Raw genomic sequence first — 13891 nt, 5'->3', positions numbered from 1 at the left:
TAATAAAGTTGCGATCAACAGAAAAAAAGATTTTCCCATTGTGTTTATTTTACATTTACATTAATTTACTGTCACACGTAATTCTTTAACGCTTGCATTTATTCTAATTTTTTATTATATCTTGAATTTTTGTATCATTTGATTAAGTTTCTGTAAAAATTCTGCCTGAACTTGAGATGATTTTGAAACTTCATTAATAGCATGAGTGATTTCATCAACACTTCCTAATATCTCCTCAGAACCTGCTGCAGATTCCTGTGCCACTCCTGACACATTTTCAATTGCACTGCTCACTTGCATTATTACCTCATCAATTTGCTTAGATGAAGCTGCAAAATTATTTACTATATTACTCATAAACTCAGCATCTTTTTCATATTGAAGACCTGTACTCATTAGAAACTCGTAATTAGGCTTTACATTATTAGATATAAACTCAAGAATGTCTTGTCCACTTTTCGAAAGATTATCAACTGAATTTTGAATTTTTGCCACCATACTTCTAATATTTTCTACCGATTGAGATGATTGTTCAGCTAACTGTTTAACTTCATCAGCAACTACAGCGAAGCCTTTTCCTTGTTCACCAGCTCTTGCGGCTTCAATTGCGGCATTTAAAGCAAGTAAATTAGTTTGTTCTGCTATATCTGCAATAGAATCCGCCATTATCTTAACTTGTTCAACAACCTTTGCATCTTCAATAGCCTGTGTTATATTAGAGCAATTCTTTTCGTAAATCAAATTTCCTTCTTCTATGTTTTGAGATGCAGTATTCTTTATATCCATAGCACGTTCTTTTATTTCATTTACAGAAATCATTGTATCAGCAGCATTTTTCGAAAGAATATTTGTAGTCGTAGTTACTTCCTCAGTTGAAGCATTCACTTCTTCTGTAGTAGCACTTAAATCTTGAGTTCCCTTTGATATCTGCTCTGTAGATTTATTTACAAGTTCCATTTTAGAATATATCTCTTCTGTATTTGCTGAAAGTTCTTCACTTTTAGAACTAATTTCACTAATACTGTTAACTAATTCACTAATTAAATTATGTATATTGCTTTTTGCATTATTTAAAGCAACTGCAAGATTTCCTATTTCATCTTTAGATTGTATTTCTATCGATTGGGTTAAATCACCATCACCAAGAGCATTAGCAAAACTCAAAACTTTTTTGAGCTGTTTTGAAATTAGCATCGATATTGCTAAGCCAAGTATAATTGCTACAATAAAACTTAATATTACTAAAACAGTTGTAATATATGAAGAATTTCTGTATGTTAATTTATTTGCAGTATTAAAGTTGTCCGCATCAGCAATATTATTATCTATTAATTGATCTAGAGTAGATTCTATAAATCTTCTAACGTTAACAACATTCCCTTTAAATTTTTCATTAGCAGCATCATAATTATTTTCCTCTATAAGCTTTGATATTGAATCCATCTCTTTTTTATAAACATCTTGATTTTGCTTCAATTCAGAAAGAGCTTTCTTATCATCATCAGAAGTTAGTATATTATTATATGTTTCCATAATCTTGCTGTTTTCATCAAATAAAGAATCAACCTCTTTAGGTAAAGATTTACCCGCATTAACTAAATTACCACCTTTACTTTGAAATAATATTCTTATAACATCCGTGCGTATTTCAGCAAAATTAAGTCTTAAATTATACAAGTACTGTATTGAATTTAAATTTTCATCATGCATTTTTATTGCATTAGTGTTAATTTTATTCATATTACTTAATCCAACCCCCCCAACAACACCAACTAATATTGCAACCGTAATAAAAGCTGATATCAATTTTTGAGAAATTTTTAAATTTTTAAAGTAGTTCATAATTAATTACTCTCCTTTGTTTATTAGTTCAACATGCTTATAATTTAACTTACAAAACATGTATGATTACTTTGACGTACAGTTAAATTTATGTATGTTATTAATATTACATTAGCCTAGAAACATCCAAATAATCTTTTTGCCTATTATACCTTTCATTTATGATTGAAAATTTTTCCACCAGTATATTCCAATATTTTGAACGATAAGTAAATACTCACAAATTCATCTATATTATTTAAGTTAATATTAATTATTTCTTCTATTTTAGAAATTCTATAATATAAAGTATTTCTATGTACATTCATTAATTTAGCAAGTTCTGTCTGATTTTTAAAATTTATTATGTATGAATATAGTGTATTTACATAATCTGTATTATACTTTTTATCATAATCAATAAGTTCCAAAAGCGAAGGGTGACAAAATTCCTTAAGTGATTCATTACCAGAGCATAAAGAGAAAATATGCTGCAAAATATATGAATCATAGAAAAAAATAAATTTATCACCATTTAAGTGTTTTCCTAATTCTATTGATTTAAGTGACTGTTTATAATACTTACTAATATCAATTAAATTTGAAAATGGTCTGCTAATTCCACAAAATATGTTCTGATCATCTAAAAAAGTATTTAATTTTTTCGAATAACTTTCAAGGAATGTTTTATCGTCAATGTAATTAATTACTATAACAATATTTCCATCGTATAAAACACATACAGAGTCTGGAAAAATTTTTTTCAAAAAATTCAGAATAAACTTAAATTGAATTAATGATATTTTTTCTTGCTCCATAGTAATACTGATAATACGCAGCCATTCGTTTAAATTCCAATTAGCAAATTTTAAATTTTCATTAATGGCTTCTTGATTTTTAATTTTTTCATTTAGTAAATCTAAGATTAGTAAATCTCTATTGTCTGCATTTGTTGTTTCATAATATTTGTGTTTCTGAAGTTCTATAGACAGTGTAGCACTTAACTGATTGATCAATGATATATCACTTTCCTTAAACGGTTTAAATACTTCAAGTATTACAGCTTGCCCTAAAAACTTATTTCCACAATAAATATTTGACCATATTCTTGATTCAGCAAACTTAATATTTTTATTAGAATTAACATATAACACAGACTTAGAATTTTCAGTTATTTCATTTCCAGTCTTTTCTCTAATATTGAACCTGCTATTAGGCGATTTTAGGTATATAGGTATCGCAGAACTTAATATTTCATTTGTTAAAAACTTGTGCAATTTATTATATATTTGATAACCTCGTGATTTAATATTTTCCCATACAGGAATATCAACTTCAATATTTTCTGTAAAAGTAAGTATATTCAAATTAGCATTTCTAACAAAAATAGGGTTCCCAATAAGTTCAAAACCAATATTAACAATATTCTGAAGACCATTATCTTGTAAAAGAGCATCTAACATTCTTGAGGAGCTATAGCTTAATCTTTGATATTCAGAAAAAATATCTAAAATGGAATTAAAAATTGATACAATACTATTGCTAGAAATAAATATTATATTGCAATTTATTTCCTTAGCAATAGAATGAGGCAATTTATCTTTGGATATAATTAAAAAATTAGCTTCATGTAAGTGAATGTGATTAATTGGAAAATTTGACATCTCTCCCACATAAAGTATATCGGGAACAAAATCTGTAATAGTATTTTCTAAATATTTTACAGATTGGATAAAAGTTATACTTTTATTGTTAATGTAGCTTTCTGGAGCATACATTTTTAGCTTTTCTATAATAATATTAATAAACATTCACATATAACCTCCATAATTGTATATTTCTATAGACAAAAACAATAAGCCTTTGTGAACATGCAAAAATATTATATGTTATTATTTATGCTCATGCATATTGTTGTCGGAAAATATTATCTATAATATTTTATATATCTAGATTTAGCTAAATATTTAATAAATATATAATGAATGAACAGTAAGATATATAACTATTAATCTACAGCTATATAAGTTTAATATTTTCATTTGTTTCTAACGAAACAGTAGAACAATGCTAAATTTAAATTAATGTTATATAGAATACATCAATTTAAGGGGGAATATTACAATGAAAAAGATAAAAGTAAAAGCGTTGCTGCTAGCTCTCATATTTATAGTTATTATTCCATTGCAAACTACTAGTTATGCGAATGAACAACAACCTTCAAGCCAAATTACTATAAATGTGTCTGAGGAAGGTAAAGTTATAAATCCTGAACTGTTCGGAGCCATAATAAATTGGACGAAGAACGGAGAAGGTGCTGCAAATCCAAAAACCGGAAAGGCATATCACTCATTTACAAAAATGGTAAGACAGTTAGGAATCACTTCAATAAGATATGGAGGTGGTACTATAAGTGCAACTTGTTTTGATTGGAAACGTGCTATCGGCCCAATGGATCAGAGACCTATGAACCGTGCAAGAGATGGTGGACCTGGTCAGCCTTCAACTTTTGGTCCTGATGAAATAGGTGATTTACTTGACAAAACCGGAGCCAAAGGTGTAATGATTCTAAACATAAATAGGGATGATGTACAAAGTGCTTCTCAGTATTTGGCTTATATGACAACACCAATAAGCGAACATCCTTCTTCTGATCCTAATGATCCAAGTTATTGGGCTGCTCTTAGAGCAAAGAACGGTCACCCTAAACCATATGATTTTAATTGGTGGGATGTTGGAAACGAGGATGACCTCACTGTAGCTACTCATTGGCGCGATGGTAAACCTATTGAAGTTGGAGAGCATACAACTAATGCTACAAATATAAAATCAGCATTATATGCTTTTGGTGGTACTACCTTATTTGAGAATCAAGATACTATTGGTTATGCTGATTTAACACCTGATTCATCGATTAGCAAAGGAACAGCAAATCAAGATTTCTATGCAAGTTATCCACCAGTTGCACCTGAAAGCCAAACAGTTTACGTCAACGGAGTTGAATGGAAACAAACATATAATTTAAAGACAGCTTTACCTATTAATGAGGTTTATACAATTGAAAATAAAAGCGGTAAAATTACATTTGGTGATGGTATACACGGTAAAATTCCAGCTAAAGGAAGTAAAATTACAATTACATACAAATCAGGACCTCATGGCGGATTTGTTGATTATTACAAAGCACTAAAGGCTGTTAATCCAAATATTAAGGTTGCTGCACAAGATGGAGAAACTGGATTTTTTGAGGCAATGGGTTCAACATATCAATATGATGGTGTTGCCTACCATCCACTTACAGATGGTTTTCCGAAAAATAATCTTCCTGTAGATGAATTTACAAAACAGTTATTTCTCGCACCAGAATTCCAAAAAACTAAATTAAATAATATGCAAAATGAAATAGATGGTTATGCTGGAAAGCATGTTCCGCTCATTCCATCAGCATATGGTCATGGTCAAGGAAATATACCAAAGGATGGAGATAAAGCTTTCCATTTGAACTTATCAGAAGGTCTTTTGAATGCAAGCGAGCTTATCCAATATCAGAACATTGGAATTCCACTTGCACATAGATTTTTACTTAACGATACCCCATTTAACCCAGATGAAACTGATGCACCGACAGCTCGAAGATTTAATGCTGCAATTATAAGTAATGGAAAAGACGACAATTTTGTTGCAACACCAGCAGGTTTATCTATTGAAATGATGTCTAAGTTAGGTGGAATGACTCAAATTAGCACAAAAATAAAAAATAATCCTCAAATTGAACTTGCAAAAGGTGCTAGTTCTCCAAATGTAGGTGCATTATCTACAATTGCTGCAAAAGATAATCATGGAAATGTTAATCTATTAGTTGTTAACCAAAGCCCAGATAGTGATGTGACAACAAATGTAGTTTTTGACAAATATACTCATGCTAAAAAAGCAAAAGTGTTAACGATGAATGGTTCAAGTATATATTCTATGAACACATTAGAACAACCCAATAATGTCACTATTAATAAAAGTAATGTTTTTGTAGGAAAAGGAGATTTTAATTATACCTTCCCTGCTCATTCAATAACTAGAATTGAGCTAGAATAAATATATGTAAATATAGAATACACTATAACTTTATAAAACCTTTCTTGCTTTATGCAGTAAGCAGCTATTCGATCAATATGCAAATAGTTGTTGATTTTATAATTGAGATGAAACATTACCTTTGGAATCTTCTATAGTTTTATACTTTATTTGTGTGTCGATTTATCATTAATAATTCAGAATCTATAATTAAAATAACCCACGAAAATCCAAATTAGATTTTCGTGGGTTTCATTGTCTAACGACTATAATTTTGATACAATTTAGCGATATAATCAAAGGAAGCCGTAGGCAAAGGTAAGTAGGCAATCCTAATATTTCTATAAGTTCTTCTGGATTTTTTCTTATACCACCAATAGGTACTGTGTCAAGTCCAAGAGATTTGGCAGCAACAACAGAAGCTCCTAAAGCTATTCCAACATCTACATCTCCTACAAGAATACTGGAGCTTTTGCCACATATTCTTGATTACCAACTAATTCTGTTAATTTTTCTCTCTTCTTTTTATCTCTTACAACTATAACAGATGTTTGTTGTCCATTTATTGAGTTAGGCATAGCCTAAGCACTTTTAACAATTTCATCGATTAATTCATTTGGAACCTCTTTATCTAGATATTGTATTATTGATTTATGATTTTTTATTGTTTCTATTGTATTATTCGTAATAAATCCTCTCCTAGTTTAAATTATTCTATATAGTGAAATTTAGTTTAAAAATAAGAGCAACTTATTTCTGACTTCCATAAATAAAATTCCATTATTTAAACATTTCAATACGGTCTCAAATTTTAAATTTACCATTCAAATTATTATTAATATAATCATCGCTAATATGGCTAAACCACCTTGCTTTAAAAGAATATTTTTATTAGATGTAATTGCTCCATATATGGCAGCAATAATTACACAGCCTAAAAAGAAAAATTTTAATTGAGTTGACATTGATTCTGGTATAAAAAAACTCCAAAATAATCCTGCAGCTAAGAAGCCATTATATAATCCTTGATTTGCAAACATAACTCCTACTTCTTTTCTATCAAGAAGTTTACTATCTATATTAAAGGTTCTTCTAGCAACTGATGATTTAATAAAAAACATCTCAAGTAACATTATAAAAATATGTTCAACCGCTACTGCAATTACTAAAGTATCTAAGACAATCTTCATAATATCCTCCTTTTCACATTCATAATCTTATTTTCTTGTAAGTCTCCATCTTTTACATAAACATCTGCCTAAAACTATAAATAACAGACTTTTATGAAAATATACCAACTAAAATTTATTTTTTAAGCATTAAAAGTTCTGTATAAATTTAATTTGTTACAATCAAATTTTACTCTGCTAAATTGTAGTTGTCAATATATTATTATCTTGAAAATGATAAACAAAAAATATTATTTACTAAAAACTACACCCACCTAATATTGAAAACATTAGGTTGGTGCATTTACTCTATATAAATCCCAAAAACTAACTCAGAAAATTAAAATTCAACCATACATTTTGGCCTTAAAAACAACGAAAACCCTTGAAATCAAGGGTTTTTCGTTGTATCACAATCTCAGTGATTATTTGGTGGAGGCGAGGGGTATCGAACCCCTGTCCGAAAGCAGACCAGTCTGACTTTCTACGAGCGTAGTCTGCATATTAAGATTCGCTCCTTAGAACCCCTACAGACGGGAGACTAATTTGCTAGCTTCATAAATACCCCTCTAGCTCAAAGCTTTGCTAGACTTCGTTTCCTACTTTAATGACACCCGTTATCCAAGTCGTAGGCAACCTGGGCGGATGAGCTGCTTAAATTAAGCTGCTAATGCAAAATTATCTTCTGCGTTTATCTTTAATGCATACTTGATTATCGAGGCACCATGCTTTCCTCGGCCCGCTTATCAAACCCACCTTACCCCCGTCGAAGCCATAACGCCCCCATGTTTGTAAGAAGAATTCTCAAAACTCTTTATTCAGTTTTAACTTCTTCAGTAACTTGATTATATATCACATAAAAATTCATGTCAAATGTTAATGAATTCTTAGTTTGCTAATAACATTAGACTTTTCCTTTTTCTTTTGATTAAAAAATTTATAGATTTTATATAATCTTCACATATAGCTATGAACATCTTCATAAGGCACTTATTTCCGTTATAAAATTAGCTAAAAATGCAAACACTATTTTTATTCATAGGCAAAGGAGGAAATATCATGTCACTTTGGTTTCATGACTTTAAAAAATTTATTAAAGAAAAGCATATTACTCTAAGAATAGTCTTTTTATCATTTATTTTATTATATTTAATTACAAGCGCTCTTATTATGATTTCAAAAGACTATCCCAGAACTACCAGTTATGCTAATAGTTTTAATACAAGTACTGACTTCAAATCTTTAAAAACATTAAGTTCCCATACTGATCCTGTAGAAATTCCTGATGATGAAGAGGCCTCAAAGGCCTCTATTTCAGCCTTCTTTGATGAATTTTATTCTACTCGAAATTCCTCCTTTATTACAGGAAATGTAGAAAACCTCTACAAATACTTTATATTAAATACTAACCTTAGCAGCTATTCTTTGCACCATGAATTTCAAAGAATAGCATACTTACGAGATTGGGCAAATGAACGGAACATTACCTTTACTTCAATCACTTCTTATCCTAATATTCGCTATATTAAAGGAGGTCCTGATCATTTTAATATAAGGATAGATGAAGAATATAAATTTGAATACGTCTATAATGATGAACCAAATGTTAAAAATGAGTTTGGAGTATCTTTATTCCATACTATTGGCTTAAAAAAAGCTGATAATTCTTATAAAATAACAAAAGATTATTACTTAGATTGCTTTGAAGATGGTCTAAAAAAATATTCTTTTACTTTAAAAGAAAAGGAAATCCCCCTAACAAAACAATCTGCCTATAATATAAATTTTAAGAGAGATGATGTTAAAGCACCTACTAATAAGAAATTTAAGAGAGATGCATGCAAAAACTATGCAAATAAATATTGTGGTGTAACATGGGCTAGTAAAAATCCTGATAAATATAACAAAAAGTATTTTAACTTTACAGGCTCTGGTGGTAATTGCACTAATTATGTGTCTCAATGCCTTGGAGATAAAGAGGGAGGTGCTCTTCCTAATGATTATACTTGGTACTTTATACCTAAGAGCCAGCAAGGCAGTGCTGCTTGGCTAAATGCTGATGGTTTTAAAAATTATATTCTTTATAGCGGCAAAGGCAAGGTAATTAAAAAGTCTGACTTTGCAAATTCATTAAAACCGCTTAAAGATGGCACTTTTGTATTTAAAAATCTTTCCATAGGAGATCTTGTTTCTTATGACAAGAAAAATGATATTGATCATAACGCTGTAATTACTGGATTTGATTCTAAAGGTTATCCTTTAATAAATTCCCATACAGTTGATAGATATCAAGTTCCTTTTGATCTAGGCTGGGGTGATAAGAATATTAGCTTTTACTTTATTCATATAATCGCCTAATAATACACAATTTTCCTAGACAATATTTGTAATTTGATGTAAACTATATATTATAACGATTAATCAGCCCAACAATTTTTTTATATACATCTTTACATTTCCACCTAAGAAAATGTAAAAATGAAAAGAGGATTAAAACTGACCCCAACTTAGTTTTAATCCTCTTTATTTTTAATATTTATTTCTTTCCTTCATCTCTCTGTCAATATCTCTCTTATGAGCCTTTTCAAGCATTGCATCTCTCTTATCGTAATTTTTCTTACCTCTACAAATTCCAAGAGCTACTTTTACTCTTCCATTCTTAAGATATAAAGACAATGGCACTAAAGTATATCCATCTCTTTGAACTAATCCAGTTAATCTAAATATTTCTTGCTTGTGAAGTAACAATTTTCTATCTCTTAAAGGATCTACATTAAAGATATTTCCTTGTTCATAAGGGCTTATGTGCATATTTTTAATAAACATTTCCCCATTCCATATATCTCCATAACAATCTTTTAAATTACACTTACCATTTCTAATTGATTTTACTTCTGTCCCTACTAAAGCGATCCCTGCTTCTATTGTCTCTTCTATAAAATAGTCATGCCTAGCTTTTCTATTTTCAGCTAAAGAATTACTATTTTTCTTTCTTACCATACTCTCACCCACTTTAGGTATATATTTTTATATAATTATAATATATCCTCACTCTTTTCTTCAACTTCTTCTTTTAAATCTTGCTTAACTTCTGGCAACTTTTCTAAAAGTTCCTTTGTTGCTTTTATTTCTTCTCTAGTATATTCATCTTCAATCATATCAAAATAGATTTCACGATTTGGAATATCTACCTTGCTACATCTAACCTTAACAGAATCCCCAAGCCTATATACCTTCTTGGTTCTTTCTCCCATTAAGCAAAGATGAACTTCATCATAAACATAATAATCATCATCTAAAGCTGTAATATGAACTAACCCTTCTATAGTGTTTGGAAGTTCTACAAACATACCAAAAGAAGTTACTGAAGACACTATTCCTTCAAATTCTTCTCCTATTCTATCTTGCATATATTCAGCTTTCTTTAAATCATCTACTTCTCTCTCTGCTTGTTGTGCAACCCTTTCAGTATCAGATGATTGTCTTGATGCAAATTCAACTAGGGTAGTAAGCTTCTTATGTCTTCCTTCGTCTATTTTTCCATTTAGATGTTCCTTAATAATCCTATGAATTTGCAAATCTGGATATCTTCTAATTGGTGATGTAAAATGGCAATAATATTTTGCTGCTAATCCAAAGTGTCCTGTACATTCTGGAGAATATCTAGCTTGCATCATGCTTCTTAAAAGCAATGTACTTACTACAGTTTCTTCCTTTTTACCTTGAACCTTTTCTAATATCTCTTGAAGGTTTCTTGGTTTGACCTCTCCATTCCACTTAATAACATATCCAAGATTATATATAAACTCTTTAAACTTTTGTAATTTTTCTTCATCTGGCTCTTCGTGAATTCTATAAACAAATGGTAAGTTAGCCCAATACATAGTTTCAGCTATTGTTTCATTACAAATAAGCATAAACTCTTCTATTATTCTATTTGCAATCTCTCTTTCATAAGGCTTTACATCAATTGGCTTACCAAACTCATTTAATATAATTTTAGATTCCTCAAAATCAAAATCTATGGCACCTCTTTTAAGTCTCTTATTATTCAAAATATTGCAAAGCTCTTCCATTGTTTTAAAATCATCAACAAGATTACTATATTTCTTAATGAGCTCTTCATCATTATCTTTCAAAATCTTTGTAACATCTGTATATGTCATTCTTTCATTTGTTCTTATTACAGATTCCATTATTTCACTATCAAGAACTTTACCATTGTTATCTATAATCATAAAACAACTTAAAGCAAGTCTATCAACCTTAGGATTTAATGAGCATATTCCGTTAGATAACTTTTTAGGAAGCATTGGAATAACCCTATCTATTAAATATACCGATGTTCCTCTATTTAAAGCCTCCTTATCAAGAGGATTCTTTTCTCTAACATAGTGAGAAACATCTGCTATATGAACTCCAAGTTTGTACCTTCCATTATCTAATTTTTCTATAGACACCGCATCGTCTAGATCCTTAGCATCTTCACCATCTATAGTAACCATAACCACATCTCTAAGATCTGTTCTTCTCTTATATTCTTTTTCATCTATTTCTTCTTCAATATTTTCAGCAAAGTTTAATACCTTATTAGGGAACTCTTCTGGAAGTCCAAATTTCTTAATAATAGTTAATATATCTAATCCCTTGTCTCCCTTTTTACCTAATACTTCTGTTATTACACCTTCTGGGCTTCTTCTTTTTTCTGGCCACTTAGTAATCTCTACAACTACTACATCTCCATGTTCTGCTCCGTTTTTATCTTTTTTAGAAACAAATATATCTTGGTTTATTCTAGTGTCCTCTGCTACAACAAAACCAAAATTTCTGCTATCTTCATATACTCCTATTATTTTAGAGTTTCCTCTTTCAAGAACTTGGACTACTTCCCCTTCTCTCTTCTTACCATTTTTATCTTCTCTAGTAATTTGGACAAGTATTTTATCTCCATTCATAGCCCCATTCATAAAAGATCCTGGAATGAAAACATCCTTTTCTCCTTCTTTTTCAGGAATAAGGAATCCAAAACCTTTTGCATGAGCTTGAAGTTTTCCTGTAACAAGTCCTAATCTTTCAGGCAAGGCAAATTTATCATTCTTGGTTCTAAGAATAATACCTTCCTTTTCCATAGTTCTTAAAACCTTTTTAAATGCCTTATATTCATCTTTATTTATATCAAATACTGCTACAAGTTCTTGGATATCCATAGGTCTGTATGCTTCTTCCCTCATGAATTCCAATAAAGCTTTTTTTATTCCCATCAACTTACCTCCTACTAAAACATAATATAACTATATTTTAGCCAACCTTTTCTTTTCTTATGTATATCTTACCATAAGTAATAGCCTCACGGCTTTTTTTATTAGCAAATTTAAGAAAAAAAGTAGATTAATCAAAAATCCACTTTTTTTCATTTATTAATTTTTATTATATCTTCATATAGAATTATTCTTAATACCTCTAACTTTTTTTAAATCCTTCAGATAGAAAATTACAGAAGTAATAAATGCAGCTAAGATTTTTGCAATTAGATCTGTTGCTGTATCTTCAATGCCACCTTTAACCATAGTTGTTTTAAAAAAATAATCCCCTAAGAATTCAAATACCTCCCATAATGTGCCTAAAGTTATAGAAAAACTTGAAGCAAATGTTACCTTAAAAAAATTAAATCTCTTATCTGTTACTTCTTTTTCCTTTGTAATTATCTCTTTTATAATATATAAACCTACAATAGCAGCATAACTACCAAATATCCCATGAAGAAGTAAATCCCACCACCAGAATCTATCATAAAATTTAATAATCTCACCTAAATATAAGGAAAGAAAAATAAATAGTAATGATATAAGACGAAATCTAGGAGGCAACATTATCTTCTTTTTATTTGCAATAGCATAAACTATAAAAGGCAGTGTAGTGCAAACAATGGCTAATGCTACTGATCCTAGCCCCTTCCAATCTCTTAACATAATATTAATAATAGCACTTATAACTAAGATTATTTGAAATACCACTAATGCTGCTATGGTTAATTTAACATTTTTAACTTTCATAAAAATTCACTCCTTTCCAGAAGCTTTAACTTACACTAAGTATAAATCCTTCCTTATATATTCTTTCCGCCTTATAGAAAAAATATAAAGATAGAAATACAAAACTTTTATTTAAAATCCTATATTACTTAATTTTAGGCAAAAAAATAAACAGCTATATAAATAGCTGCTATCTTACATTATTTTATTATGTTTAATGCTAAAGCCACTGCTGCAAATAATATCATTGCTATCATTGTTAATCTCTCAAGTTTAACCTCTTTTGTTCTAGATTTATTTCTTGAGTAGAAAGTTTCATTTTTACTTCCTTGTACTAATCCACTTAACGCATCTGACTTACTTGGTTGTACTAATACAGCAACAATTACTACTAATCCTAAAATTACTTCTAAAACTAAAAGTGCATTTTTCATTAGAACACCTCCTAATTTCTATAATTCCTTACATAATCAATTGATATTAGCATAACATAATATGTATTTTTTTTCAAGTTAAATATGCTATCTATTTTTCTATTACAATTTATAATAAAAAGTGCCAAAGATTTTGAAATTCTTTGGCACTTTTTATGCTATTTAATGTTGAAGAAAGCTTTTCTTCCTCTATATTCAGCAACACTTTCTAGTTCTTCTTCTATTCTTATTAATTGATTATACTTAGCAACTCTTTCACTTCTTGCTGGAGCTCCTGTTTTAATTTGTCCTGCATTTACTGCTACTACAAGATCTGCTATAGTTGTATCTTCTGTTTCTCCTGATCTATGTGATACTACTGCTGTAT

Annotated in this window: 11 protein-coding genes, 1 other RNA gene and 1 pseudogene; 2 read left to right on the top strand and 11 right to left on the bottom strand. The window is 29.6% G+C overall.

From position 1 onward, the window contains the following. Positions 1–114: 114 nt before the first annotated feature. Positions 115–1842: a methyl-accepting chemotaxis protein gene (locus FAY47_RS16395; protein WP_143318005.1), complete on the bottom strand. Its 1728-nt coding sequence runs from the start codon at positions 1840–1842 to the stop codon at positions 115–117. Between the two features lie 155 nt (positions 1843–1997). Beyond that, positions 1998–3632 carry a helix-turn-helix domain-containing protein gene (locus FAY47_RS16390; RefSeq protein WP_143318004.1) on the bottom strand — a complete coding sequence of 545 codons (1635 nt, stop codon included), beginning with the start codon at positions 3630–3632 and terminating at the stop codon, positions 1998–2000. Between the two features lie 313 nt (positions 3633–3945). Between FAY47_RS16390 and FAY47_RS16385 the strand changes: the two genes are divergently transcribed. Beyond that, positions 3946–5910, top strand: a complete 1965-nt coding sequence (locus tag FAY47_RS16385; RefSeq protein WP_143318003.1) for an alpha-L-arabinofuranosidase C-terminal domain-containing protein — start codon at positions 3946–3948, stop codon at positions 5908–5910. Positions 5911–6141: 231 nt separating this feature from the next. Here the strand turns inward: FAY47_RS16385 and FAY47_RS21025 are convergent, their stop codons facing one another. The 4 genes from FAY47_RS21025 to ssrA form a co-directional block, all read right to left on the bottom strand. Further along, positions 6142–6324, bottom strand: coding sequence for a hypothetical protein (locus FAY47_RS21025; RefSeq protein WP_243129649.1), 183 nt, complete (start codon positions 6322–6324; stop codon positions 6142–6144). A 17-nt stretch (positions 6325–6341) separates the two neighbouring features. Next, a complete protein-coding gene (locus FAY47_RS21235; RefSeq protein WP_279232124.1) occupies positions 6342–6467 on the bottom strand; it encodes a hypothetical protein in 126 nt (41 codons plus the stop codon). A 246-nt stretch (positions 6468–6713) separates the two neighbouring features. Beyond that, positions 6714–7079 carry a DUF1304 domain-containing protein gene (locus FAY47_RS16375; RefSeq protein WP_143318002.1) on the bottom strand — a complete coding sequence of 122 codons (366 nt, stop codon included), beginning with the start codon at positions 7077–7079 and terminating at the stop codon, positions 6714–6716. 409 nt (positions 7080–7488) lie between these two features. Beyond that, positions 7489–7843, bottom strand: a transfer-messenger RNA (tmRNA) gene (gene ssrA, locus FAY47_RS16370). Positions 7844–8117: 274 nt separating this feature from the next. Here ssrA and FAY47_RS16365 point away from each other — a divergent pair. Continuing rightward, complete coding sequence (locus tag FAY47_RS16365; RefSeq protein WP_185966870.1) at positions 8118–9416, top strand: amidase domain-containing protein; 1299 nt, start codon at positions 8118–8120, stop codon at positions 9414–9416. 171 nt (positions 9417–9587) lie between these two features. Here FAY47_RS16365 and smpB read toward each other — a convergent pair whose 3' ends face one another. From smpB to eno, 5 genes and pseudogenes are all read right to left on the bottom strand, one after another. Beyond that, the gene (gene smpB / locus FAY47_RS16360) at positions 9588–10058 is read right to left on the bottom strand and encodes an SsrA-binding protein SmpB (RefSeq protein WP_143318000.1); all 471 of its coding nucleotides are present in this window, start codon (positions 10056–10058) and stop codon (positions 9588–9590) included. A 35-nt stretch (positions 10059–10093) separates the two neighbouring features. Next, entirely contained in the window at positions 10094–12319 is a 2226-nt protein-coding gene (gene rnr, locus FAY47_RS16355) for a ribonuclease R (protein ID WP_143317998.1), read from the bottom strand. Positions 12320–12493: 174 nt separating this feature from the next. After that, positions 12494–13111 carry a hypothetical protein gene (locus FAY47_RS16350; protein WP_143317997.1) on the bottom strand — a complete coding sequence of 206 codons (618 nt, stop codon included), beginning with the start codon at positions 13109–13111 and terminating at the stop codon, positions 12494–12496. A gap of 179 nt (positions 13112–13290) precedes the next feature. After that, entirely contained in the window at positions 13291–13524 is a 234-nt protein-coding gene (gene secG / locus FAY47_RS16345; protein WP_143317996.1) for a preprotein translocase subunit SecG, read from the bottom strand. A gap of 158 nt (positions 13525–13682) precedes the next feature. Then, positions 13683–13891, bottom strand: a pseudogene (gene eno, locus FAY47_RS16340) (phosphopyruvate hydratase); the annotation flags it as partial.

The organism is Clostridium sp. HBUAS56017 (assembly GCF_007115085.1).
GTDB classification, from domain to species: domain Bacteria; phylum Bacillota; class Clostridia; order Clostridiales; family Clostridiaceae; genus Clostridium; species Clostridium cibarium.
Note: the sequence above shows the minus strand (reverse complement) of the source record. Positions and strands in the feature narration are given on the sequence as shown.